The organism is Arenimonas sp. (genome assembly GCF_041919775.1).
Taxonomy (GTDB): Bacteria; Pseudomonadota; Gammaproteobacteria; order Xanthomonadales; family Xanthomonadaceae; genus Arenimonas.
In genome coordinates this window covers 1-23,959 of sequence record NZ_JAYRTE010000007.1, presented here as the reverse complement: position 1 = coordinate 23,959, position 23,959 = coordinate 1, and the positions used below count along the sequence as shown (strand labels likewise).

Below are 23,959 nucleotides of genomic sequence, written 5' to 3'. Positions count from 1 at the left end.
GAAAGTGCGGCGCAACGGAGCAAGGAGTTCCGCCATGAAGCTGTCTTTCGTCCTTTGGCTGGCATCGATCCTCCCCCAGCCAGCCGCCGACCCCCTGTGCCTGGCGACCACGGTCTACCTGGAGGCCCGCGACCAGTCGGCCCTGGGCCAGCGCGCGGTCGCCGAAGTGGCCCTGCGCCGCCGTGACTCGGGCCAGTGGGGCGAGTCGGTTTGCGAGGTGGTCACCGCCCGCAAGCAGTTCGCCCCGACCATCGTGAACCCGGGCCTGCGCATGAAGAACATCAAGGCCTGGGAACGGGCCGTACAGGTCGCCTTCCAGGCCCAGGCCGACTGGCAGCTGCCGCCGGGAGAGCGCAAGGAAGTCGTGCCGGGCGCGAGCCACTTCGCGGCCCTGGACCTGGCCAACCCGAACTGGGCCACCTACCCGCAGGTGGCCACCATCGGCGACCACACATTCTTCCGGGTGCAGCGCCTGACGCCGCCCAAGGCCGCCCCGGTGCCGACGATCAGCGTCGCCGCCCTGCCCTCGGCTACCCAGCGCATGGCGCCCTGACGGGGCCTCAGGGCTTACCCGGAACCACGAGCACGTCGCAGCCCAGTTTGTTGGCGGCGAAGTGCGCCGTGCTGCCCAGCAGGTTGTTTTCCCAGCGTGCCCGCGGCCGGGCACCCAGGACCACCAGGTCCGCGGCCGTTTCGTCCACGAAACTCGACAGGACTTCGGCGGGACGTCCCTGCCGCGGTGCCCGGGTGATGCCCTCCCCCGCGGCCCCGAGCGCCTGGGTGAATGCCGTGAGCTGGCGACTGGCCTTTTCCCAGGCCTCGCGGTGGTAGGCCTCCCGGGCCTCCGGGCTGGTGTTGGCGAAGGCGAGTCCCCGGTCCAGGACCAGCTCGCTGGCATGCAGCAGGTAGTGGCTGGCTTCCGGCGAGATGGCCAGGCCCAGCCGGGCCGCCAGTTCCGAGGCGGGCGAAAAGTCGGTGGCCAGCACCACGCGTTGCCAGGGTGATGCGTCGCGCCGGCACAGGAGCACAGGCACGCTGCCCGAGCGAAGCACACGGTCCGCAGTCGAACCCAGCAGGCCTTCGCGAAAGCTGCCTTCACCGCGCGCGCCCATCACGAACAACCCGCATTCACCGTCGGCAACGATGCCATGCAGCGCCTTGTGCAACGAATCCGGGGAGACGTGGGTTTCCACGGCGGGCACGCCGTCGGCCAGCAGCTGGTCGCGCAGCCTCGCCAGCTGCGAACCGGCGGCCCTGAGCAGCAGTTCATGGGTGAAGTGCCCGTGCGTCAGCTTGGCCGCTCGCGCCAGCCAGTCGCCTTCGTCCAGGGCGTGCAGCAGGTGCAGGGTGGCGCCATGTTCGCGCGAAAGCCTTGCAGCGCGCTGGACGGCAAGATTGGCGTCCTGCGAAAAATCTGTGCCTGCCCAGATCGGGCCGAAACTCCAGCTCATGCTTGCCTCCCGGCCCCGACCCCGCCCAGGGTCTGATTGGCGGGGTGTTCGGCCACATTGGTGAATGGCAACGGCGCGTGGTCCCCACCCGCCTGCACCAAGGCATTGCCTTCGGAGGCCGAATGGGATCCCTAAAGTCCCTACAATTCCCACAGCCCCCCGCCATGGTCAAGCACGCAGATGGAACAAGGTCTCCTGCAAGTCTTGGTACTGCTTGGTGCCGCCGTCGCCAGCATCAAGGTTTGCCACCGCCTGCACATTCCAACACCCCTGGCTTACTTGTTCGTCGGCGTGTTGCTTGGACCCTTCACCCTGGGGCCGGTCGTCGATGGTGACGTCATCCGCCTGTTTGCCGAATTCGGCATCGTCTTCCTGTTGTTCACGATCGGCCTCAACTATTCGTTGCCCCAGCTCAAGGCGCTGCGCAGCCAGGTTCTCTGGCTTGGCACGGCGCAGGTTGTCCTGACGACGCTGGTGGTGGGAGTCCTGGCCTGGCTTGCCGGGGCCGGGCCGGCCGCCGCCTTCGTGATCGGCGCGATCTTCGCGCAATCCTCGACCACGGTAATCAGCAAGCAACTGGCCGAACAGGGCGAGGACCATTCGCCGCATGGCCGGCTGGGCACGGCCATGTCGGTCTTCCAGGATGTCACGGCCGTGCCTTTCATCGTCGTCATTCCGGTCCTGGGCACGGCAGCAGGGCTGATGGTCGTGGCTGGGTCCTTGGGCATGGCGCTGGCCAAGGCAGTGCTGGCGACGGCGATCGTCTTCCTGGCAGGCAGATGGCTGCTGAGGCCGCTATTCCAGAAAGTGGCGCGGTTGGGCACCACCGAAGTCTTCACACTCACCGTGCTTCTGGTGTCCCTGGGGGCCGCCTGGATCACCGGGTCCCTGGGGCTTTCCCTGGCTTTCGGCGCGTTCCTGGCGGGCATGGTGCTTGGCGAGACCGAGTTCCGCCACCAGGTGGAAGCCACGATCCGTCCATTCCGCGACGTGCTGCTGGGTTTGTTCTTCATCGGTATCGGCATGTTGTTCGATCCGAGCGCCCTTCCCGCGGTGTGGCCGTGGGCCTTGGGTGGCGCCGCATTGCTGCTGGCCAGCAAGACGCTGCTGGTGGCCGGCCTGGTCCGCACCGCCGGCCTGCCGCTGGAATCGGCATGGCGCACGGGACTGATCGTCGCCGTCGGTGGCGAGTTCGGACTTGCGTTGCTCGCCATCGCCCTGGCCAACGGCACGCTGGACGATTTCCAGTCCCAGGTGGCTTTCACCGCCGTGCTCTTCTCATTCGTCATGGCGCCCTTCCTGATTCGCCACAACGCGGCGATCGCCCGCGTGCTCACCCCGCGGCGGCTGGAAAGCCCGCGCCAGGTACCCGAAGCCCGCGAGGCGGCCCGGGAACTGGACCAGCACGTCCTGGTCTGCGGCTACGGTCGCATCGGCCAGAACGTCGGACGGATCCTGGAGCAGGAAGGCATTGCCTATGTCGCGGTGGATCTGGACATGACCAAGGTCCGGCAAGCCCGCCAGGCCGGGGAGCCGGTATATTTCGGCGACGCCACCGATCCGGCCATGCTCGAGGCCATCGGCGTGGACCGGGCACGACTGGTGGTGGTCAGCAACGACGACACTGCCGCCAGCTTGCGCATCCTGGCGCACGTCCGGGCGCGGCGTCGCGACCTGCCGGTCATGGTCCGGACCCACGATGAAAGCCATGGCGACATGCTGCGCGAGGCGGGCGCCACCGAAGTCGTGCCCGAGACCCTCGAAGCCGGGCTGATGATGGCTACCCACGTCCTCGAGCAGCTGGAGTTTCCCCCTGACCGGGTGCAGCGCCTGGTGCAACGCCAGCGTGCCGCGCACTACCCCTTGCTGCGCGCCTACTTCACGGGCGACCTGCGCACCGGCGACACGACCGACCGGCTCACCCCCGTGGAAATCACGGCCGACAGTCCGGCCCGCGGGCATACGCTTGCGGAGTTGGGATTCCGGGCCGGCGACGTGGCAGCCATCGTGCACGACGGCCGGCGCACGGTGCAGCCCGACATGGACACCCTGGTCGCGGAAGGCGACACGATGGTCCTGAGCGTTGCCCCCGAAGAACTGGCGGACGCTCGCCTGCGCTTGCGGGGCGCTTGATTGGATCGCCCCCCGCGACGGCAGGGGGCAAGAGGGATCAGCGCTTGTCGATCGCCACGAAGTCGCGGTCCTCGGGACCGGTGTAGTTGGCGCTGGGGCGGATGATCTTGCCGTCGATGCGCTGTTCGATGACGTGCGCCGACCAGCCGCTGGTGCGGGCGATGACGAACAGCGGCGTGAACATCGGCGTCGGCACGCCCATCATGTGGTAGGCCGAGGCGCTGTACCAGTCCAGGTTGGGGAACATCTTCTTCATGTCCATCATCAGCGTCTCGATGCGCTCGCTGACGTCGAACAGGACCTGGTTGCCGCCTTCCTTGCACAGCTTGCGGCTGATGTCCTTGATGATCGGGTTGCGCGGGTCGCCGACGGTGTAGACCGGGTGGCCGAAGCCGATGACGATTTCCTTGCGCTCGACGCGGGCGCGGATGTCGGCCTCGGCTTCGTGGGCGCTGGCGTAGCGCGCAATGATGTCCATCGCCACTTCGTTGGCGCCGCCGTGCTTGGGGCCACGCAGCGCGCCGATGGCGCCGGTGAGGCAGCTGAACATGTCGCTGCCGGTGCCGGCGATCACGCGGGCGGTGAAGGTGGACGCGTTGAACTCATGTTCGGCGTAGAGCACCAGCGACTTGTCCAGGGCCTCGGCGTGCGAAGCGCTCGGCGGCTCGCCGTGCAGCAGGTGCAGGAAGTGGCCGGCGATGGTGTCGTCGTCGGTTTCGACGTCGATGCGGCGGCCGTTGCGGGTGAAGTGCCACCAGTACAGCAGCATCGAACCAAAGCTGGCCATCAGGCGGTCGGCGATGTCGCGGGCTTCGGCCACCGGGTGGCCTTCGCGCTCGGGCAGCACCGTGCCCAGCACCGAGCAGCCCGTGCGCATCACGTCCATCGGATGGGCGTTGGCCGGCACCAGCTCCAGCGCGTCGGTGACAATCGCGGGCAGCCCGCGCAGCCGCTTGAGCTTGGTCTTGTAGGCCGCCAGCTGGCTGGCCGTGGGCAGCGCGCCGTGCACCAGCAGGTGCGCCACTTCCTCGAACCCGGCCTTCGTGGCCAGGTCCTTGATGTCGTAGCCGCGGTAATGCAGGTCGTTGCCGCTGCGGCCGACGGTGCACAGGGCGGTGTTGCCGGCGGGCGTGCCGCTCAGGGCCACCGACTTCTTCGGCTTCGGCAGGGTGTTGTTGTCGCTCATGCGGGGCTCCTTGCTCAGTCTTTTTGCTGCGAGAACAGTTCGTCGAGCTTGTCTTCGTAAGCGTGGTAGCCCAGGAAGTCGTAGAGCTCGGCGCGGGTCTGCAGGGTGTCGATGATGTTCTTCTGGGTGCCTTCGCGGCGCACCGTTTCGTAGAAGTGCAGCGCGGCCTTGTTCATGGCGCGGTAGGCGCCGCAGCAGTACAGGGCGATATCCACGCCGGCGTCGCGCAGTTCGTCGGTGGTGAAGAACGGGGTCGAGCCGAACTCGGTCAGGTTGGCCAGCACCGGCACCTTCACCGCGGCCTTGACCTTGCGGTAGTCGTCGAGCGAACGCATGGCTTCCGGAAACACCATGTCGGCGCCGGCTTCGACGTAGGCCACGGCGCGCTCAATGGCGGCGTCCAGGCCTTCGACGGCGGCGGCATCGGTTCGCGCCATGATCACGAAGCCTTCGTCGGTGCGCGCGTCCACGGCCGACTTCACGCGGTCGACCATTTCCTGCTTCGACACCACTTCCTTGCCCGGGCGATGGCCGCAGCGCTTCTGGCCGACCTGGTCTTCCATGTGCACGGCGGCGACGCCGACCCGCTGGAAGTTCTTGATGGTGCGGCCGATGTTGAAGGCGCCGCCCCAGCCGGTGTCGATATCGACAAGCAGCGGCATGCCGGTGGCATCAACGATGCGGCGGGCGTCGGTGAGCACGTCTTCCATCGTGGAAATGCCCAGGTCGGGCATGCCCAGCGAGTTCGCGGCGACGCCGCCACCGGACAGGTACAGGGCCTTGTAACCGGTGCGCTTGGCCATCAGGCCGGCGTAGGCGGTGATCGCGCCCATCACCTGCAGCGGGGATTCTTCCTTGACGGCAGCGCGGAAGCGCGCGCCGGCCGAGTTCGATTCAGACATTCGGGTTTCCTCATGCACGAAGGCGACCCTGAGGTCGCCTTCGTTGGTTCATCAGAGCAGGTGGGCGACGCCTGCGCGCTCTTCCTCGAGCTCGGCCAGGGTCTTGTCCATCATCGAGCGCGAGTACTCGTCGATCTCCAGGCCCTGCACGATCTCGTACTTGCCGTCCTTGCAGACCACCGGGAAACCGTAGATCACGTCCTTCGGGATGCCGTAGCTGCCGTCGGAAGGAATGCCCATCGTGGCCCACTTGCCGTTGGTGCCCAGCACCCAGTCGCGGATGTGGTCGATGGCGGCGTTGGCGGCCGAGGCGGCCGAGGACAGGCCACGGGCTTCGATGATCGCGGCGCCGCGCTTGCCGACCTTCGGGATGAAGGTTTCGCGGTTCCAGGCTTCGTCGCCGATCCTGTCCTTGAGCGAACCGCCGTCGACGGTGGCGAAGCGGTAGTCCGGGTACATGGTCGGGCTGTGGTTGCCCCAGACGACCAGCTTCTCGATGCCGGCGACATCCACGCCGGCCTTGATGGCCAGCTGCGACAGCGCGCGGTTGTGGTCCAGGCGCAGCATGGCGGTGAAGTTGCCCGGGTTGATGTCCGGCGCCGACTTCATCGCGATGTAGGCATTGGTGTTGGCCGGGTTGCCGACCACCAGCACCTTGATGTCACGCGAGGCGACGGCGTTGATGGCCTTGCCCTGCACGGTGAAGATTTCGGCGTTCTTGAGCAGCAGGTCCTTGCGCTCCATGCCCGGGCCGCGCGGCATGGCGCCGACCAGCAGGGCCACGTCGGCGTCCTTGAACGCGACCATCGGGTCGTCGGTGCCGACCATGCCGGCCAGCAGCGGGAAGGCGCAGTCCTCGAGCTCCATCATCACGCCCTTGAGCGCGGCCTGGGCCTTTTCCATCGGCAGTTCCAGCATCTGCAGGATGACCGGCTGGTCCTTGCCCAGCATTTCGCCCGAGGCGATGCGGAACAGCAGGGAATAGCCGATCTGGCCAGCGGCGCCGGTGACGGCAACACGGACGGGGGTTTTCATGGAGGCTCCTTACGAAAGTTCGGCGAAAAATTCCTGGATCCGCTGCAGGCCCTTGGGCAGCTGCTCGGTCGGGCAGGTGTAGCTGATGCGCAGCGCGCGCGGCTCGCCGAAGGCCGAGCCCGGCACGCAGGCCACGCCCTTGGTTTCGAGCAGCACGGAGCAGAAGTCGACGTCGTTGGCGATCTTCACGCCCTTGTGCGACTTGCCGAAGGCGCAGCTGATGTCGGGGAACACGTAGAACGCGCCCTGCGGCTTCGGGCAGACGACGCCAGGGATGGCGTTCATCGTGTCGACCACCATGTCGCGCTTGGCCTGGAACTCGGCGCACTTGCCGGTGGGCACGTCCTGCGGGCCGGTAAGCGCGGCCACTGCGGCGGCGGTGACGACTTCGGGCAGGTTGGTGATGTGGGTGGAGTTGAGCACCGTCACCGCCTTGGCCACCACTTCGGGGCCGGCCATGAAGCCGACGCGCCAGCCGGGCATGCCGTAGGTCTTGGACAACGAGTCCACGAACACCACGCGCTCGCGCAGTTCCGGGCGGGCCTGCACGAAGTTGTGGTAGCCGATGCCGTCGAACACCATCGTGTTGTAGATGTCGTCGGTGATCACCCAAGTGTCCGGGTGTTTGGCGATGACGTCGGCCAGCGCCGCGATTTCCTCGCGGGTATAGACCATGCCGGTCGGGTTGTTCGGGTTGTTGAACAGGAAGACCTTGGGCTTGCTGGCCAGCGCGGCGTCGAGCTGGGCCGGCGTGAGCTTGTAGTCCTGGCTGGCCGGGCACGGCAGCTCGAGGATCTTCGCGTCCAGCACCTCGGCGATGTCGGCGTAGGTGGTCCAGTACGGCACGGCGTAGGCGATGGTGTCGCCTTCGTCGAGCAGGGCCTCGGCCAGGTTGTACAGGATGTGCTTGGCGCCGATGCCGGTGGCGCAGTTCAGGCGCGTGTAGCCGGTGAGGCCCAGGCCGTCGAGGTGGTGCAGGAAGGCGTCGAGCAGCGCGTCGGAGCCGCGGTTCGAGCCGTACTGGCCGCTGTCCTTTTCGAGCGCCTCGCGGGCGGCGGCGTAGACGTGCTCGCCGGGCAGGAAGTTGGGTACGCCGATGGAGAAGCTGACGATGTCGCGGCCTTCGGCCTTGAGCTTCTTCGCCTTGTCGGCGACGGCCATGATGGCGCTGGGCTTGGCACGGCCCATGCGCTTGGCGAGCTGGAGCATCACGATCCTCGCGGGGTGTGGGTGGCGGGATGGGAAACCCCGGAAGGATACCATGCGGTCCTTCCCGGGCGCCCGTCCCGCCGCCCTGCCCGGCCCCGGTCAGGCGGCGTCGAGGGCCTTGTTCCACTCGGCCACGCGGCCTGCCTGGGCGGCCAGCAGCGGGGCGGTGTCGCCTTCGATCTTCAGGCTTTCGATCTTGTCGCCGCCGCGCACGGCGTCGACCACGGCCTGGTCTTCGGCGCCCAGGACTTCACCGAACACGGTGTGCTTGCCGTCCAGCCAGGGGGTGGCGACGTGGGTGATGAAGAACTGGCTGCCGTTGGTGCCCGGGCCGGCATTGGCCATGGACAGCACGCCGGGCTTGTCGTGGCGCAGTTCCGGGCGGCATTCGTCCTCGAACCGGTAGCCGGGGCCGCCGGTGCCGGTGCCGCGCGGGCAGCCGCCCTGGATCATGAAATCGGGGATGACCCGGTGGAAGGAGAGGCCGTCGTAGAAGCCGCGCTGGGCCAGGTTGACGAAGTTGGCGACCGTCAGCGGCGCCTGGTCGGCGTGCAGCTTGACGCGGATCGGCCCGCGGGAGGTGGTGAAAACGGCGGTCAGGGACATGGGGACTCCGGTGCGTGGGGGCCGGGCGCTGCCCGGCAGGCCGCCTAGGATGCCATAGCCGGGCCGCCGCCTGGCCGACCGGGGGCCGGCGCCGGGCCCGATCCGTGCTAAGCTATCCGACTCATTTTCCTACGAGAAAGCGCCTCCGGCGCCCCTTCGCATGTCCATTGAAAAGCTCCGCAACATCGCCATCGTGGCCCACGTCGACCATGGCAAGACCACGCTGGTCGACCAGCTGCTGAAGCAGTCCAACACCCTGGGTGAACGCCAGCAGCTCGCCGAGCGCGCGATGGACAGCAACGACATCGAAAAGGAGCGTGGCATCACGATCCTTTCGAAGAACACCGCCATCCGCTGGACCTCGCCGGACGGCGAGGAATACCGCATCAACATCGTCGACACCCCGGGCCACGCCGACTTCGGCGGCGAGGTCGAGCGCGTGCTGTCGATGGTCGACTCGGTGCTGATCCTGGTGGACGCGATGGACGGCCCGATGCCGCAGACCCGCTTCGTCACCCAGAAGGCCTTCGCGATGGGCTTCAAGCCGATCGTGGTGATCAACAAGGTCGACCGCCCGGGTGCGCGTCCGGACTGGGTGCTCAACCAGACCTTCGACCTGTTCGACCGCCTCGGCGCCACCGACGAACAGCTCGATTTCACCACCGTCTACGCCTCGGGCCTCAACGGCTACGCCGGCATGGACGAATCGGTGCGTTCGGGCGACATGACCCCGCTGTTCCAGACCATCGTCGACAAGGTGGCGCCGCCGCCGGTGGACATGGACGGCCCGTTCCAGATGCGCATCACGTCGCTGGATTACAACAACTACGTCGGCATCATCGGCGTGGGCCGCATCCAGCGCGGCACCATCCGCACCAACCAGCAGGTGTCGGTGGTTGCCCGCGACGGCAAGGTCCGCAACGCCAAGGTGCTGCAGGTGCTCGGCTTCATGGGCCTTGAGCGTCACGAGGTGAAGGAAGCGCGCGCCGGCGACATCATCGCGATCTCGGGCATCGAAGGCCTGGGCATCTCCGACACCGTCTGCGACGTCTCGGCGCCCGAGCAGCTGCCGGTGCTGACGGTCGACGAACCGACGATTTCCATGACCTTCCAGGTCAACGACTCGCCCTTCGCCGGCAACAAGGACCGCAGCGGCGGCAAGTTCCTGACCTCGCGCCAGCTGCGCGACCGCCTGATGCGCGAGACCCAGCACAACGTCGCGCTGAAGGTCGAGGACACCGCCGACGCCGACAAGTTCAAGGTCAGCGGCCGCGGCGAGCTGCACCTGTCGATCCTGATCGAAACCATGCGCCGCGAAGGCTACGAGCTGGCCGTGTCGCGTCCCGAGGTGATCATCCGCGAGATCGACGGCGTCAAGCAGGAACCCTACGAATCGCTGGTCGTCGACCTCGAGGAGCAGTACCAGGGCGGCGTGATGCAGCGTCTGGGCGAACGCCGGGCGATCCTCCAGAACATGGAACCGGACGGCAAGGGCCGCGTGCGCATCGACTTCATCATCCCGGCCCGCGGCCTGATCGGCTTCCAGACCGAGTTCCGCACGATCACGGCCGGCACCGGCCTGCTCTTCCACGTCTTCGACCACTACGCGCCGAAGCAGGAAGGCGACATCGGCCAGCGCCAGAACGGCGTGCTGATCTCCAACGGCACCGGTCCGTCGCCGGCCTACGCGCAGATCGCGATGCAGGAGCGCGGCCGCCTGATGGTCGAGCCGGGCGAGGAAATCTACGAAGGCCAGATCGTCGGCATCCACGCCAAGGACAACGACCTCACGGTCAACGCCCTGCGCGGCAAGCAGCTGACCAACTTCCGCGCCTCGGGCACCGACAAGGACGAGGGCCTGATCCCGCCGGTGAAGTTCTCGCTCGAGCAGGCGCTGGAGTTCATCGACGACGACGAACTGGTCGAGATCACCCCGCTGGCGATCCGCCTGCGCAAGAAGCACCGCACCGAGAACGACCGCAAGAAGGCCTCGCGCGGCTGATTTCGTGCTTATGGCTGGATACGAAAACGCCCCGGCAGCCCGGGGCGTTTTTTTTGGCAAACCCTCACGCCCTTCGCGCCGGGCTTGGCTAGACTGCCGGTACCGACTCCGGAGCCTGCCATGCGCCCTGCCCTCGTCCTGCCCCTCCTGCTGCTGATCGCCGCGTGCGGGCGGACGGCCGATGAAGCTGCGACCGAAGCGAGCGAAGCGACCGGGGCCACCGCGGTTGACGTGGTCGAACTGGACGTCGCCGAAGCCGGCCGGCGCATGGCCGAGGGCCGGCTCAGTTCACGACAGCTTAGCCAGGCCTACCTGGACCGCATCGCCGCCATCGACGACGCCGGCCCGACGATCAACGCCGTCATCGAACTGGCGCCGGATGCGCTGGCCCAGGCCGACGCGCTCGACGCCGAACGCGCCGCCGGCCGGGTGCGCGGTCCGCTGCACGGCATTCCGGTGCTGCTCAAGGACAACATCGACGCCGTCGGCATGGCCAATTCGGCCGGCTCCCTGGCCCTTGCCGGACACCGCCCCGCCGACGACGCCTTCCTCGTGGCGCGCCTGCGCGAGGCCGGCGCGGTCATCCTGGGCAAGACCAACCTCAGCGAGTGGGCCAACTTCCGCTCCTCGCGTTCGACCTCGGGCTGGTCCAGCCGCGGCGGCCAGACCCGCAATCCCTATGTGCTCGACCGCAACCCCTGCGGCTCCAGCGCCGGCACCGGCGCGGCCATCGCCGCCAGCCTGGCGACCGTGGGCGTGGGCACCGAAACCGACGGCAGCATCCTGTGTCCCTCGGCCGTGAACGGGCTGGTCGGGCTCAAGCCCACCGTGGGCCTGGTCAGCCGCGACAGCATCATCCCGATCTCGATTTCCCAGGACACCGCCGGTCCGATGACACGCACCGTCGCCGACGCCGCGGCGCTGCTGTCGGTGCTGGCGACGGTGGATCCCGCCGACCCGGCCGGTGCCGCCGCGGAAGGAAGGATTGCCGACTACCTGGCGCGCCTCGACAAGGGCGCCCTCGCCGGCAAGCGCATCGGCGTGCTGCGCCAGGCCATGGGCTACCACCCGGACGTCGACGCGGCCACCGAGGGCGCGCTGGAGGCCCTGCGCGCCGCCGGCGCCGAGATCGTGGACCCGGTCGAAATCGCCACCTGGCGGCAGTGGGGCGGCGCCGAATTCGAGGTGCTGCTCTACGAATTCAAGGACGGCCTGGACCGCTACCTCGCCGACAGCGGCGCGCCGGTGGCTTCCCTCGAGGCGCTGGTGGCCTGGAACCGGGACAACGCCGACCGGGCCATGCCCTTCTTCGACCAGGAGCTGTTCGAACAGGCCCTGGCCAAGGGCCCGCTGACCGATGCGGCCTACCTCGAGGCGCGCGACAGTGCGCGCCGGCTGGCCGGCGAAGAAGGTTTACTGGCGCTGCTGAGGGACAAGCAGCTTGATGCGGTGGTAGCGCCGACCACGGGGCCCGCCTGGCCCACCGACCCGGTGCTGGGCGACCACTTCACCGGCGCCGGCTACGGCGTGGCCGCGGTCGCGGGCACGCCGAGCATCACGGTGCCGATGGGCGAGGTCCGGGGCCTGCCGCTGGGCCTGAGCTTCTTGGGCCCGGCCTGGTCGGAAGCCGAATTGCTCGCCATGGCCTACGCCTTCGAACAGGCCACCCTGGCGCGCCGCCCGCCCACATTCACTCCGACCCTGGCGCCGTGACCGAAAGCCAGGAGCCATCGGCCGCGGATTCACGCGGCCGGCAACGCACTGCCCTCAGGCGCTGACCGGCGCCGCCAGGCTGGCCTGCTTGCGCACGATCAGCATGGCGATTTCCAGCGACTGCTCGTAGTTCAGGCGCGGGTCGACGGTGGAGCGGTAGGCGCGGGCCAGGTCGCTGTCGGTCAGCTCGCGGGCACCGCCGGTGCATTCGGTGACGTTTTCGCCGGTCAGCTCCAGGTGCACGCCGCCCAGGCGGGTTCCGGCGGCCGCGTGCAGGTCGAAGGCCGTCTCGAGCTCGCCGCGGATGTTGTCGAAGCGGCGCGTCTTGTAGCCGTTGCTGGTGCTTTCGGTGTTGCCGTGCATCGGGTCACAGACCCACAGCACGCGATGGCCTTCGCGGCGCATGGCGTCGAGCAGCGGCGGCAGCTTCTGCGCGACCTGGGCCGCGCCCATGCGATGGATCAGCGCGAGGCGGCCGGGCTCGTTCGAGGGGTTGAGCACGTCCACCAGCCTGAGCAGCTGCTCGGGCGTCACCGAAGGTCCGATCTTCACCGCCACCGGGTTGCGCAGGCCGCGGAAGTATTCGACGTGGGCGCCTTCGATCGCCGCGGTGCGCATGCCGATCCAGGGGAAGTGCGTGGACAGGTTGAACCAGCCCCACTGGCGCGGCACCTGGCGGGTGAGCGCTTCTTCGTAGGGCAGCAGCAGGGCTTCGTGCGAGGTGTAGAAATCGGCGCGGTTGAGGTTGTGCAGCGTGTCGCCGGAAATCGTTTCCATGAAACGCACCGCGTCGCCGACGGCGGCGACCATGCGCCGGTAGTCCTCCGACAGCGGCGAATGGCTGACCCAGCCCAGGTCCCAGTACTCGGGGTGGTGCAGGTCGGCGAAGCCGCCGTCGATCAGTGCACGCACGAAGTTCATCGTCATCGCCGAGCGGGCGTGGCCCTTCACCATGCGCCGCGGGTCGGGCAGGCGCGCCTGCGCGGTGAACTCGGGCTGGTTGATGAAGTCGCCGCGATAGCTCGGCAGCGAAACGCCATCGCGCTCCTCCATGTCGGCCGAACGCGGCTTGGCGTACTGGCCGGCGAAGCGGCCCACGCGCACGACCGGCAGGCGCAGCCCGTGCACCAGCACCAGGCTCATCTGCAGCAGCACCTTGAGCCGGTTCGAGACCAGGGCCGATTCGCAGTCGGCGAAGGATTCGGCGCAGTCGCCGCCCTGGAGCAGGAAGCGCTTGCCTTCCTGGGCCTCGGCCAGCTGCTTCTTCAGGGACAGGATCTCCCAGGACGTCACCAGCGGCGGCAGGCGGCTGAGCTCGCCGACCACCTCGGCCAGCGCGGCCTCGTCCGGATACCGCGGCTGCTGGGCGGCCGGCCGCGCGCGCCAGCCCGCCGGCGTCCAGTCGGACGGCACGGAGACGGTTTGCAGGCTGCGGTCAGGGGAGCTCATCGGTTTTCCAGGGATCGGTGAAGGAAGGAGTGCAAAACATCATGCCACAGGGGTCGCGCGGCCTCGTGCAGGCCGCGCGAAACACGCGTGCGGCGCGAACTGTCTCAGCGGCGACGCAGGCCCGCCCAGAGCGCGCCAAGGCCGAGGCCGACGAACCACACCAGGGTCCAGGCAGGCATCGACACGCCGAGGAAGGACCAGTCGACCTTGGCGCATTCGCCGGAGCCCTCGAGCACCTTAGCCAGCGCCTTCAGCGGACCCATGGCCTCGACCATGTAGTCCAGGCCCATCGACGTGCACAGCGGCACTTCGTCCGGCGGCAGCGACTGCAGCCAGACGTGGCGCGCGGCGACGCCGGCGCCGGCGCCAGCCGCCAGGAAGACCAGCAGGCCGTAGATCGCCCGCCCCACCCTGCCCCGCGGCGCGTGCAGCCCGCCGACCAGGAAGACGATGCCCATCGCGGCGAACGCGATGCGCTGCAGGATGCACAGCGGGCACGGCATCATCAGCATGCCGAACTGCACGTACAGCGCATAGGCCAGCAGCGCCACGCACAGCGTGAAGCCGGTCAGGAACTGGGCCCGGAAGCTCCAGGCGAAGGGGTTGGCGGTCATTGGCGGCGGTTTCGTGGCAAGGGGGACAGCGTAACCGACCTTGGAGTGGCGGCGAAGTTCAGGGACAGGGGGTCAGGTTCGATTTCCCGCTGCCAGGGAGAGGGCTCAGGTCCAATTTTCCCCGCTGGCACTTCGGATACTGAACTGCATCGGTGAAAATTGAACCTGACCCCAAAAAAAGCAGGACCCCGGCCGGGGCCGGGGTCCTGGGGGTCTTGCAGCGCGCCGGATTTATTCGGCGGCTTCGGCGTCGGCCTGCGGGCGGTCCACCAGTTCGACATAGGCCATCGGGGCGTTGTCGCCCGGACGGAAGCCGCACTTGAGGATGCGCAGGTAGCCGCCGGGGCGGGCCTGGTAACGCGGGCCGAGTTCGACGAACAGCTTGCCCACGGCTTCCTTGTCACGCAGGCGCGACATGGCGAGGCGGCGGTTGGCGACGCCGTCGGTCTTGCCGATGGTGATCAGCGGCTCGGCGACGCGGCGCAGTTCCTTGGCCTTCGGCAGGGTGGTACGGATCAGTTCGTGCTTGATCAGGGACGCAGCCATGTTGCTGAACATCGCTTCGCGATGGGCGCTGGTGCGGCTGAACTTGCGGCCGGATTTCTGGTGGCGCATGGTCGTGTTTCCTTAAGTGAATTCCGGGCCTCAGCCCAGCATGCCCTGCTGCAGGCCGGCCGGCGGCCAGTTCTCCAGCTTCATCCCGAGCGAAAGGCCGCGCTGGGCGAGCACTTCCTTGATCTCGGTGAGCGACTTCTTGCCCAGGTTCGGGGTCTTGAGCAGCTCGACCTCGGTACGCTGGATCAGGTCGCCGATGTAGTAGATGTTCTCGGCCTTGAGGCAGTTGGCCGAACGCACCGTCAGCTCGAGGTCGTCGATCGGACGCAGCAGCACCGGGTCCACGCCCGTGGTCGAGACCTTGGCCGGACCGCGTTCGCGCTGGGTGAAGTCGCCGAACACCGACAGCTGGTCGGTTAGGATGTCGGCGGCCGTACGGATTGCGTCCTCGGCGTCGATCGTGCCGTTGGTCTCGATCTCAAGGACCAGCTTGTCCAGGTCGGTACGCTGTTCGACGCGGGCGGCCTCGACGGCGTAGGCGACGCGGCGGACCGGCGAGAACGTGGCGTCCAGCACCAGGCGACCGATCGCACGGGACTCTTCGTCCGGGCGGCGGCGATCGGCGGCCGGCTGGTAGCCGAAACCGCGCTCGATCTTCAGGCGCATGTTCAGCGCCGTGTCCTTGGTGAGGGTGCAGATCACGTGGTCGGGATTGATGATCTCGACGTTGTGGTCGGTCTTGATGTCGCCGGCGGTGACGACGCCCGGGCCCTTCTTCTGCAGGCTCAGCGTGGTGTGGTCCACGTTGTGCATGCGGATGGCCACGTCCTTGAGGTTGAGCAGGACTTCGAGCACGTCCTCCTGCAGCCCTTCGACGGTGGTGTACTCGTGGAGCACGCCGTCGATCTCGACTTCGGTGATCGCGAAGCCGGGGATCGAGGACAGCAGGACGCGACGCAGGGCATTGCCCAGCGTGTGGCCGTAGCCGCGCTCGAGCGGCTCGATGACCACCTTGGCGCGGTTGGAACCGAGGCGTTCGATGTGCGGGCCGCGGGGGCGCAGCACCTGGGTGGCGGTAACCGTCATGGTCAAGGTGTCTCCTGGAGGGATTACTTCGAGTACAGCTCGACGATCAGCGCTTCATTGATGTCCGAGGGCAGGTCGGCGCGGTCCGGGACGGCCTTGAACGTGCCGGCGAACTTCTTCGCATCGACTTCGCACCAGCTCGGGACGAGGTCCATCTGCTGGGAGAGGTTCACGGCTTCCTGGACGTTGAGGTGCTTCTGCGCACGCTCGGTCAACGCGATGTTGTCGCCGGCCTTGACCTGGTAGGACGGCAGGTTGACGGCCTTGCCGTTAACCAGCACGCCCTTGTGCGACACCAGCTGGCGCGCCTGCGGGCGGGTCACGGCGAAGCCCATGCGGTACACGACGTTGTCGAGGCGCTGCTCGAGCATCTGCAGCAGGGTCTCGCCGGTGTTGCCCTTCTTGGTCGAGGCTTTCTTGTAGTAGTTGCGGAACTGCTTCTCGAGCAGACCGTAGATACGCTTCACCTTCTGCTTCTCGCGCAGCTGGTTGGCGTAGTCGGAAAGCTTGCCGCGCTTGGCGACTGCGCCGTGCTGGCCGGGCTTCTGCTCCAGCTTGCACTTCGAGTCGATCGCGCGAGCGGGCGACTTCAGGGAGAGGTCGGCGCCTTCGCGGCGGGCGAGCTTACAGGTGGGACCGATATAACGAGCCATTTTTTAGTCTCCTGTTCCCGTGTTAGACGCGGCGCTTCTTCGGCGGCCGGCACCCGTTGTGCGGGATCGGGGTGACGTCGATGATGTTGGTGATCTTGTAGCCGCAGGCGTTCAGCGAACGCACGGCCGACTCGCGGCCCGGGCCGGGGCCCTTGATCCGCACTTCCAGCGTCTTCACGCCGTAGTCGAGAGCGACCTTGCCGGCCTTCTCGGCGGCCACCTGGGCGGCGAACGGGGTCGACTTGCGGGAACCGCGGAAGCCCGCGCCGCCCGAGGTCGCCCACGACAGCGCATTGCCCTGGCGGTCGGTGATGGTGACGATGGTGTTGTTGAAGGAAGCGTGGACGTGGGCGATGCCGTCGGTGACGACCCGCTTGATCTTCTTCTTCGTTTTGGTTGCCGGCTTATTCATGGGGCCAGGTCCTTACTTCTTGATGGCTTTGCGCGGACCCTTGCGGGTGCGGGCATTGGTACGGGTGCGCTGGCCGCGCATCGGCAGGCCACGACGATGGCGCAGGCCGCGATAGCAGCCCAGGTCCATCAGGCGCTTGATCGACATGCCGACCTCACGACGCAGGTCGCCCTCGACCGTGTACTTCGCCACTTCGGCGCGGATGCGCTCGACTTCAGGCTCGGACAGGTCCCGGATTTTGGTGGACGGGGCGACACCAGCCGCCTCGCAAACAAGCTTCGACCGGGTACGGCCGATGCCAAAGATACTCTGCAGGCCCACCCAGACATGCTTCTGGACAGGCAGGTTGACACCCGCGATGCGCGCCATCAGGCGTTCTCCAAAACTAAAATTGAGCGCAGTGAATCGGAAATAATACCTTAGCTTGGGGTAAATTTGTAGCCCCCCGGGCCAATGGCCCGGGAAACCCGGCATGGGGAGTGTGCCCATGCTCCGGCGACGAACCCTCCCCTGCCCTTCCCGTTGCCGGTCCGGACGCCCCGCGCTACTCCAGCGCAGGGACGGGGGCTGGTTCATCCGCGCGCCAAGCTGCCGCGCGGACCGCCCATTGTCGTGGTCCCTCAGCCGCGGGCGAAGCCGCCGCGGGAACCACCCTTCAAATTGGCCTTCTTCATCAGGCCTTCGTACTGGTGCGACATCAGGTGCGCCTGCACCTGGGCCGTGAAGTCCATGACCACCACCACGACGATCAGCAGCGAGGTGCCGCCGAAATAGAACGGGACCTGCCAGAACATCCGGATGAACTCGGGCAGCAGGCAGACCAGGACCAGGTAGATCGAGCCGATCAGGGTCAGGCGGGTCAGCACGCCGTCGATGTAGTCGGCGGTGGCCTTGCCCGGCCGGATGCCCGGCACCAGGGCGCCGGACTTCTTGAGGTTGTCGGCCGTTTCCTGCGAATTGAACACCAGCGCCGTGTAGAAGAAGGCGAAGCCCATGATCATGGCGCCGTAGAGCAGCATGTGCAGCGGCTCGCTCGGGGCCAGGGCCTGGCTCAGGTTCTGCAGGAACAGGTTGAGACTGTCGCGCCAGCCTTCGCCGGTCGGGGCGGAGCCCTGGCCGAACCACTGCACCATAGTCGCCGGGAACATGATCAGGCTGGAGGCGAAGATCGCCGGGATCACGCCCGCCATGTTGAGCTTCAGCGGCAGGTGCGAGCTCTGGTTCATGTAGGCCTGGCGGCCACCCTGGCGACGGGCGTAGTTCACGGTGATGCGGCGCTGGCCGCGCTCCATGAACACCACGAAGTAGGTGACGCCCAGGACCAGGGCCATGATGACCACGATCGCGAAGTAGTTGAGCTCGCCGCTGGCGGCCTGCTGCAGGGTGCCGAAGACGGCGCCCGGCAGGCTGGCGACGATGCCGGCGAAGATGATCAGCGAGATGCCGTTGCCGACGCCGCGCTCGGTGATCTGCTCGCCCAGCCACATCAGGAAAATAGTGCCCGCGGTCAGCGCCACGATGGCGGTGAACACGAAGGCCGGGCCCGGCTGGTAGACCACGCCGGCCTGCTGCTGCAGCATCGAGGCGATGGAACCGGCCTGCACGATCGCCAGCACGACGGCGCCGTAGCGCGAGTACTGGGTCAGCTTGCGGCGACCGGACTCACCTTCCTTCTTCATCGCCTTCCAGGGCTCGTAGATCTGGCCCATCAGCTGCACGATGATCGAGGAGGAGATGTACGGGATGACGTTGAGCGCGAACAGACTGAAGCGGTTCAGCGCACCACCGGAGAACATGTTGAACATGTCCACGATGGTGCCCTGCTGGCTTTCCATCAGCTCCAGCATCCGCTGCGGATCGATGCCCGGCACCGGGATGTAGCTACCGATGCGGTACACGATCAGCGCAAGGAGTACGAACACCAGGCGCTGGCGGAGCTCGGTGAACTTACCGAGCCCACCCAGGGCGGAAGCTGCAGAAGACTGGGCCAATGCCTTACTCCGTCACGCTGCCGCCGGCAGCCTCGATGGCGGCCTTGGCGCCGGCCGTGGCCATCACGCCCTTGAGCACGAACTTCTTGCCGACCTCGCCCTTCTTGACGATCTTGGCCTGCTTGGCGTTCGACGGCACCAGCTTGGCGGCGCGCAGCGCGGCGAAGTCGATCTCGCCGGCCTCGAGCATGTCGAGCTTGTACAGCATGACTTCGGCGGTGTCGTTCTTGATCTTCGAACGGAAACCAACCTTGGGCAGGCGCTTGTACATCGGCATCTGGCCGCCTTCGAAGCCGGCCTTGATCTTGCCCTTGCCCGAGCGCGCGAACGAGCCCTTGTGGCCGCGACCAGCGGTCTTGCCGAGGCCGGAACCGATGCCGCGACCAACGCGGACACGATCCTTGCGGGCGCCGTCGGCGGGCTTGAGAGTATTGAGCTTCATATGGGTTCTCCTTGGCTCGCTCAGGACTCGACGCGAACCAGGTAATGCACCTGGTTGATCAGGCCGCGCACGGACGGGGAGTCCTTGAGTTCGCGGACGTCATTGACCTTGTTCAGGCCGAGGGCCTTCACGGAAAGACGGTGGCGGGCCTGGCAGCCACGAAGGCCCTTCACCAGGCGAACCTTGACGGTCTTGTCAGCCATTGAGGATCTCCTCGAGCTTCTTGCCACGCTTGGCGGCGATGCGGGCCGGCGACTGGGTCGCGGCCAGGCCCTTGACGGTCGCACGGACCAGGTTGATCGGATTGCGGGAGCCGACGGCCTTGGCCAGGACGTTCTTGACGCCCACGGCCTCGAGCACGGCGCGCATGGCGCCACCGGCGATCACGCCGGTACCTTCGGAGGCCGGCTGCATGTACACGCGGGCGGCGCCGTGGTTGGCCTTGACCGGGTGGAACAGGGTGCCGTTGTCCAGGTCGACGTTGACCATCGACTTGCGGGCGTACTCCATCGACTTCTGGATGGCGACCGGGACCTCTCGGGCCTTGCCGTAGCCGAAGCCGACCTTGCCGGCGCCGTCGCCGACGACGGTCAGCGCGGTGAAGGTGAACTGGCGACCGCCCTTGACGGTCTTGGACACGCGGTTGACGGCGACCAGCTTCTCGATGAAGCCGTCGTCGCTGTCGTCCCTGTGGCGATTGCGATCGTTGCTGCTCATGTGGATTCCTGGGTTTGCTTACGGCCTATGGCCGCTTATGGTTGTGGTTGGATCTGGAAAACCCAAGCCCTGCCCTTCCGGGCGGGACTTAGAACTGCAGGCCACCCTCGCGGGCGGCGTCTGCCAGGGCCTTGATGCGGCCGTGGTAGCGGTAACCGGAACGGTCGAAGGCAACCTTCTCGATGCCCGCGGCCTTCGCCTTTTCGGCGATGGTGCGGCCCACCTTGGCGGCGGCCTCCATGTTCTTGTTGCCCTTGAGGCCTTCGCGCACGTCGGCCTGCACGGTGGAGGCGGCAGCCAGCACCTTGGAGCCATCGGCCGAGAACAGCTGGGCGTAGATGTGCTGGCCCGTGCGCAGCACGGACAGGCGGGCGACGCCGAGCTTGCGGATGTGCGAGCGCGTGGTCTTGGCGCGACGGAGGCGGGCGGTGTTCTTGTCCATGGTCTTTTACCTTTGGGAAGCTGAAGAGCCCATCAGGCCTTCTTGGCTTCCTTCATGATGATCTTTTCGCCGGAGTAGCGGATGCCCTTGCCCTTGTAGGGCTCCGGCTTGCGGAAGGCACGGATCTTGGCCGCGACCTCACCCACCTGCTGCTTGTCGGCACCGGTGACCAGGATCTCGGTCTGGGACGGGGTGGCCAGGGTGATGCCCTCGGGCGCCTGGAACACGACCGGGTGCGAGAAGCCCAGGCTGAGGTTGAGGTCCTTGCCCGCCATGGAGGCGCGGTAACCGACGCCGACCAGTTCGAGCTTGCGGGTGAAACCCTCGGACACGCCGGTGACCATGTTGGCCACGATGGCGCGGGCGGTGCCGGCCATCGGAACGTTGGCGGCCTCGGCGGCGGAGAGCTGCAGCACGCCGTTGTCGAGGGTGAACTCGACGCCGGTCGGCTTGGCCAGGACCAGGGTGCCCTTCGGACCCTTGACGGTCACCTGGTCATTGGAAACTTTGAACTCGACGCCCTTGGGCAGGGTGATCGGCTTCTTGGCAACGCGGGACATGGGTCTGTCTCCTTAGGCCACGAGGCAGATGACTTCGCCGCCCACGCCCGCAGCGCGGGCCTGGCGATCGGTCATCAGACCCTGGGAGGTGGAGATGATGGCGACGCCGAGGCCGGCGAGCACCTTCGGCAGGTCGTTCTTGCCCTTGTACTTGCGCAGGCCCGACCGGGAGACGCGCTCCAGGCGCTCGATCACCGGCTTGCCTTCGTAGTACTTCAGGGAGATTTCCAGCTTGGCCTTGGCGCCTTCGCCGTTCACGCGGAATTCCCCGATGTAACCCTCGGACTTCAGCACGTTGGCGATGGCCAGCTTCATCTTGGAGGCAGGCATGGAAACCTGCGGCTTGCCGACGGCGAGTGCGTTCTTGATGCGCACCAGCATGTCGGCGATGGGATCAGTCATGCTCATGTTCTATTACCTTGTAATCCAGGTGTTGGGAGCACCGATATCCGCGAGTCCCCCGAGGGGGACAGGCGATTACCAGCTGGCCTTGCGCAGGCCGGGCACGTCGCCATTCATCGTGGCTTCGCGCAGCTTGTTGCGGCCAAGGCCGAACTTCTTGTAAACGCCGCGGGCGCGGCCGGTGAGCTCGCAGCGGTTGGTCACGCGGCTCGGGCTCGAGTCGCGCGGCAGCTTCTGCAGCTTGGTGGAGGCGTCCATCTTCTCCTCGTAGGAGGCGGACTGGTCGGCGAGGATCTTCTTGAGCGCCTCGCGCTTGGCGGCGTACTTGGCGACAAGCTTCTTGCGCTTGATGTCGCGGTTCACCATCGACGTCTTGGCCATTGTCTGGGTCCTTGGTCTTAGCTGCGGAACGGGAAGCTGAAGGCCTCGAGCAGCGCCTTGGCTTCCTCGTTGGTCTTCGCCGTCGTGGTGATGGCGATGTCCATGCCTCGCATGGCGTCAACGGCGTCGAAGTCGATCTCGGGGAAGATGATCTGTTCCTTGATGCCCATGTTGTAGTTGCCACGGCCGTCGAAGGACTTCGGCGAGACGCCGCGGAAGTCGCGGACGCGCGGCAGCGACACGTTGATCAGGCGGTCCAGGAACTCGTACATCTTGGCCCGGCGCAGGGTCACCTTGGCGCCGATCGGCCAACCGTCGCGGATCTTGAAGCTGGCCACCGAAACGCGGGCGTTCGTGGTGATCGGCTTCTGGCCCGCGATCTTGGTCATGTCGGCGACGGCATTTTCCAGGATCTTCTTGTTGCCCACGGCCTCACCCACGCCCATGTTCAGCGTGATCTTGGTGATGCGGGGCACCTGCATGATGTTCTCGTAGCCGAACTTCTCGACGAGCTTCGGAACGACGGTTTCTTTGTAAAAACTCTCAAGCCGGGTCATGACTTCATTCCTCAGGCGTCAACCGCCTCATTGCTCGAGCGGAACACACGCACTTTGCGTCCATCCTCGAGCACCTTGAAACCAATGCGCTCACCCTTGCCCGAGGCCTGGTTGAACAGCATCACGTTGGAAATGTGGATCGGCGCCTCGCGCTCGATGATCCCGCCGGCGACGTTGGCCTGCGGGTTCGGCTTGGTGTGGCGCTTGATGATGTTGACGTTCTGCACGATGACCTTGTCACCGGCAACACGCACAACCTCACCCTTCTTGCCCTTGTCGGCACCGGCGATGATGATCACCTGGTCGCCCTTGCGAATACGGTTCATGTCTGTTCCTTCCCTCAGATCACTTCGGGAGCGAGCGACACGATCTTCATGAACTTCTCGGAACGAAGTTCACGGGTCACGGGCCCGAAGATGCGGGTGCCGATCGGCTCCTGCTTGTTGTTGAGCAGGACGGCGGCGTTGCCGTCGAAGCGGATCAGCGAGCCATCCGGGCGGCGCACGCCAGAACGGGTGCGGACCACGACGGCGTCGTAGACCTCGCCCTTCTTGACCTTGCCGCGCGGGATCGCGTCCTTGACGGTGACCTTGATGATGTCGCCGATGTGGGCGTAACGACGCTTGGAGCCGCCCAGCACCTTGATGCACATCATTTCCTTGGCGCCGGAGTTGTCGGCGGCCTCGAGGTAGCTCTGTACCTGGATCATTTCCCTGGCCTCCTTACTTCACGGCGGGCGTGATGACTTCCACCACGCGCCAGTTCTTGGACTTCGACAGCGGCCGGCACTCGGTGACGCGGACGACGTCGCCTTCGTTGCAGGCGTTGTCCTCGTCGTGGGCGTGCAGCTTGGTCGAACGCTTGATGTACTTGCCGTACAGCGCGTGCTTGACCTGGCGCTCCACGAGCACGGTGACGGTCTTGTTCATCTTGTTGCTGACGACGCGGCCTTCGACCGTGCGCAGCTGGTTGGCATTCTCGCTCATGGCTCGCCCTTACTTCTTCTGGGTCAGCAGGGTCATCGTCTGCGCGATTTCGCGACGGACCCGCTTGATGTTGTGGGGCTGGCCCAGCTGACCAGTCGCCTTCTGCATGCGCAGGGCGAACTGTTCCTTGTGCAGGTCCAGCAGGTGGGCCTTCAGCTCGGTCTCAGACTTCGAACGCAGTTCCTTGAGTTCCATATCAGCGCACCGTCCGGGTCACGAAAGTGGTGGTGACCGAGAGCTTCGCGGCCGCCAGGCGGAACGCCTCGCGCGCGGTCGCTTCGTCAACGCCCTCGATCTCGTAAATCATGCGGCCGGGAGCGATCTGGGCCACCCAGTACTCGACGTTGCCCTTACCGGCGCCCATTCGCACTTCGATCGGCTTCTTGGTGATCGGCTTGTCCGGGAACACGCGGATCCACATCTTGCCGCCGCGCTTGACGTAGCGGCTGATCGAGCGGCGGGCCGCTTCGATCTG

The 23,959-nt window shown here is 66.7% G+C and carries 30 protein-coding genes and 1 pseudogene; 4 read left to right on the top strand and 27 right to left on the bottom strand.

Annotated elements, in window-relative coordinates; translation table 11 throughout:
• Nucleotides 1-34 precede the first annotated feature (34 nt).
• Nucleotides 35-493: pseudogene (locus tag ACE3TE_RS06295) on the top strand (cell wall hydrolase); the annotation flags it as partial.
• Nucleotides 494-560: 67 nt separating this feature from the next.
• On the opposite strand, the gene ACE3TE_RS06290 reads toward ACE3TE_RS06295, so the two are convergent.
• On the bottom strand, nt 561-1,451 hold the full coding sequence (locus ACE3TE_RS06290) for a universal stress protein (protein WP_374603224.1): 891 nt from the start codon (nt 1,449-1,451) through the stop codon (nt 561-563).
• 180 nt (nt 1,452-1,631) lie between these two features.
• Between ACE3TE_RS06290 and ACE3TE_RS06285 the strand changes: the two genes are divergently transcribed.
• Complete coding sequence (locus tag ACE3TE_RS06285) at nt 1,632-3,584, top strand: cation:proton antiporter (RefSeq protein WP_374603223.1); 1,953 nt, start codon at nt 1,632-1,634, stop codon at nt 3,582-3,584.
• A gap of 37 nt (nt 3,585-3,621) precedes the next feature.
• Here ACE3TE_RS06285 and prpC read toward each other — a convergent pair whose 3' ends face one another.
• From prpC to ACE3TE_RS06260, 5 genes are all read right to left on the bottom strand, one after another.
• Nucleotides 3,622-4,770: a 2-methylcitrate synthase gene (prpC, locus tag ACE3TE_RS06280; RefSeq protein ID WP_374603221.1), complete on the bottom strand. Its 1,149-nt coding sequence runs from the start codon at nt 4,768-4,770 to the stop codon at nt 3,622-3,624.
• A 14-nt stretch (nt 4,771-4,784) separates the two neighbouring features.
• Nucleotides 4,785-5,672, bottom strand: coding sequence for a methylisocitrate lyase (gene prpB, locus ACE3TE_RS06275; protein ID WP_374603219.1), 888 nt, complete (start codon nt 5,670-5,672; stop codon nt 4,785-4,787).
• A 51-nt stretch (nt 5,673-5,723) separates the two neighbouring features.
• On the bottom strand, nt 5,724-6,707 hold the full coding sequence (locus ACE3TE_RS06270) for a malate dehydrogenase (protein ID WP_374603217.1): 984 nt from the start codon (nt 6,705-6,707) through the stop codon (nt 5,724-5,726).
• Nucleotides 6,708-6,716: 9 nt separating this feature from the next.
• Nucleotides 6,717-7,916 (bottom strand): aminotransferase class I/II-fold pyridoxal phosphate-dependent enzyme, encoded by a 1,200-nt coding sequence (locus tag ACE3TE_RS06265; RefSeq protein ID WP_374603215.1) that lies wholly within the window; start codon nt 7,914-7,916, stop codon nt 6,717-6,719.
• A gap of 99 nt (nt 7,917-8,015) precedes the next feature.
• A complete protein-coding gene (locus ACE3TE_RS06260) occupies nt 8,016-8,522 on the bottom strand; it encodes a peptidylprolyl isomerase (RefSeq protein ID WP_374603214.1) in 507 nt (168 codons plus the stop codon).
• Between the two features lie 160 nt (nt 8,523-8,682).
• Here ACE3TE_RS06260 and typA point away from each other — a divergent pair, with 160 nt between their 5' ends.
• Entirely contained in the window at nt 8,683-10,524 is a 1,842-nt protein-coding gene (typA, locus tag ACE3TE_RS06255) for a translational GTPase TypA (RefSeq protein ID WP_374603212.1), read from the top strand.
• 138 nt (nt 10,525-10,662) lie between these two features.
• Complete coding sequence (locus ACE3TE_RS06250; RefSeq protein WP_374603353.1) at nt 10,663-12,237, top strand: amidase; 1,575 nt, start codon at nt 10,663-10,665, stop codon at nt 12,235-12,237.
• Nucleotides 12,238-12,291: 54 nt separating this feature from the next.
• Here ACE3TE_RS06250 and ACE3TE_RS06245 read toward each other — a convergent pair whose 3' ends face one another.
• The 21 genes from ACE3TE_RS06245 to rplP all read right to left on the bottom strand — a co-directional run.
• Nucleotides 12,292-13,686 (bottom strand): class II 3-deoxy-7-phosphoheptulonate synthase, encoded by a 1,395-nt coding sequence (locus ACE3TE_RS06245; RefSeq protein WP_374603210.1) that lies wholly within the window; start codon nt 13,684-13,686, stop codon nt 12,292-12,294.
• Between the two features lie 104 nt (nt 13,687-13,790).
• Nucleotides 13,791-14,300 carry a disulfide bond formation protein B gene (locus tag ACE3TE_RS06240; RefSeq protein WP_374603208.1) on the bottom strand — a complete coding sequence of 170 codons (510 nt, stop codon included), beginning with the start codon at nt 14,298-14,300 and terminating at the stop codon, nt 13,791-13,793.
• Nucleotides 14,301-14,531: 231 nt separating this feature from the next.
• The gene (gene rplQ, locus ACE3TE_RS06235; RefSeq protein ID WP_374603207.1) at nt 14,532-14,915 is read right to left on the bottom strand and encodes a 50S ribosomal protein L17; all 384 of its coding nucleotides are present in this window, start codon (nt 14,913-14,915) and stop codon (nt 14,532-14,534) included.
• A 30-nt stretch (nt 14,916-14,945) separates the two neighbouring features.
• Entirely contained in the window at nt 14,946-15,941 is a 996-nt protein-coding gene (locus ACE3TE_RS06230) for a DNA-directed RNA polymerase subunit alpha (protein ID WP_374603351.1), read from the bottom strand.
• Nucleotides 15,942-15,964: 23 nt separating this feature from the next.
• Entirely contained in the window at nt 15,965-16,594 is a 630-nt protein-coding gene (gene rpsD / locus ACE3TE_RS06225; RefSeq protein WP_374603205.1) for a 30S ribosomal protein S4, read from the bottom strand.
• A 22-nt stretch (nt 16,595-16,616) separates the two neighbouring features.
• Nucleotides 16,617-17,006 carry a 30S ribosomal protein S11 gene (gene rpsK / locus ACE3TE_RS06220; protein ID WP_188662876.1) on the bottom strand — a complete coding sequence of 130 codons (390 nt, stop codon included), beginning with the start codon at nt 17,004-17,006 and terminating at the stop codon, nt 16,617-16,619.
• Nucleotides 17,007-17,018: 12 nt separating this feature from the next.
• Entirely contained in the window at nt 17,019-17,375 is a 357-nt protein-coding gene (gene rpsM, locus ACE3TE_RS06215) for a 30S ribosomal protein S13 (RefSeq protein WP_374603203.1), read from the bottom strand.
• Between the two features lie 251 nt (nt 17,376-17,626).
• On the bottom strand, nt 17,627-18,997 hold the full coding sequence (secY, locus tag ACE3TE_RS06210) for a preprotein translocase subunit SecY (protein ID WP_374603201.1): 1,371 nt from the start codon (nt 18,995-18,997) through the stop codon (nt 17,627-17,629).
• Between the two features lie 4 nt (nt 18,998-19,001).
• Nucleotides 19,002-19,439 carry a 50S ribosomal protein L15 gene (gene rplO / locus ACE3TE_RS06205; RefSeq protein WP_374603199.1) on the bottom strand — a complete coding sequence of 146 codons (438 nt, stop codon included), beginning with the start codon at nt 19,437-19,439 and terminating at the stop codon, nt 19,002-19,004.
• A 20-nt stretch (nt 19,440-19,459) separates the two neighbouring features.
• Nucleotides 19,460-19,642 (bottom strand): 50S ribosomal protein L30, encoded by a 183-nt coding sequence (gene rpmD / locus ACE3TE_RS06200; protein WP_374603197.1) that lies wholly within the window; start codon nt 19,640-19,642, stop codon nt 19,460-19,462.
• Entirely contained in the window at nt 19,635-20,156 is a 522-nt protein-coding gene (gene rpsE, locus ACE3TE_RS06195; RefSeq protein ID WP_374603195.1) for a 30S ribosomal protein S5, read from the bottom strand. Before rpsE ends, rpmD begins: the two co-directional genes overlap by 8 nt.
• Nucleotides 20,157-20,244: 88 nt before the next feature.
• Nucleotides 20,245-20,598 (bottom strand): 50S ribosomal protein L18, encoded by a 354-nt coding sequence (gene rplR, locus ACE3TE_RS06190; RefSeq protein WP_374603193.1) that lies wholly within the window; start codon nt 20,596-20,598, stop codon nt 20,245-20,247.
• Between the two features lie 32 nt (nt 20,599-20,630).
• Complete coding sequence (gene rplF, locus ACE3TE_RS06185; RefSeq protein ID WP_374603191.1) at nt 20,631-21,158, bottom strand: 50S ribosomal protein L6; 528 nt, start codon at nt 21,156-21,158, stop codon at nt 20,631-20,633.
• Between the two features lie 12 nt (nt 21,159-21,170).
• Complete coding sequence (rpsH, locus tag ACE3TE_RS06180) at nt 21,171-21,566, bottom strand: 30S ribosomal protein S8 (RefSeq protein ID WP_188662892.1); 396 nt, start codon at nt 21,564-21,566, stop codon at nt 21,171-21,173.
• A 69-nt stretch (nt 21,567-21,635) separates the two neighbouring features.
• Nucleotides 21,636-21,941 carry a 30S ribosomal protein S14 gene (gene rpsN / locus ACE3TE_RS06175; RefSeq protein ID WP_374603188.1) on the bottom strand — a complete coding sequence of 102 codons (306 nt, stop codon included), beginning with the start codon at nt 21,939-21,941 and terminating at the stop codon, nt 21,636-21,638.
• A 17-nt stretch (nt 21,942-21,958) separates the two neighbouring features.
• On the bottom strand, nt 21,959-22,498 hold the full coding sequence (gene rplE, locus ACE3TE_RS06170) for a 50S ribosomal protein L5 (protein ID WP_374603186.1): 540 nt from the start codon (nt 22,496-22,498) through the stop codon (nt 21,959-21,961).
• Nucleotides 22,499-22,509: 11 nt separating this feature from the next.
• Complete coding sequence (rplX, locus tag ACE3TE_RS06165; RefSeq protein WP_374603184.1) at nt 22,510-22,824, bottom strand: 50S ribosomal protein L24; 315 nt, start codon at nt 22,822-22,824, stop codon at nt 22,510-22,512.
• Nucleotides 22,825-22,838: 14 nt separating this feature from the next.
• Nucleotides 22,839-23,207: a 50S ribosomal protein L14 gene (gene rplN / locus ACE3TE_RS06160; RefSeq protein WP_026815607.1), complete on the bottom strand. Its 369-nt coding sequence runs from the start codon at nt 23,205-23,207 to the stop codon at nt 22,839-22,841.
• A gap of 13 nt (nt 23,208-23,220) precedes the next feature.
• Nucleotides 23,221-23,484: a 30S ribosomal protein S17 gene (gene rpsQ / locus ACE3TE_RS06155; RefSeq protein ID WP_374603182.1), complete on the bottom strand. Its 264-nt coding sequence runs from the start codon at nt 23,482-23,484 to the stop codon at nt 23,221-23,223.
• Nucleotides 23,485-23,493: 9 nt separating this feature from the next.
• A complete protein-coding gene (gene rpmC, locus ACE3TE_RS06150) occupies nt 23,494-23,679 on the bottom strand; it encodes a 50S ribosomal protein L29 (RefSeq protein WP_034225569.1) in 186 nt (61 codons plus the stop codon).
• Nucleotide 23,680: 1 nt separating this feature from the next.
• Nucleotides 23,681-23,959, bottom strand: a 279-nt coding sequence (gene rplP / locus ACE3TE_RS06145) for a 50S ribosomal protein L16 (protein WP_374603180.1), incomplete at its 5' end; no start/stop codon positions are given.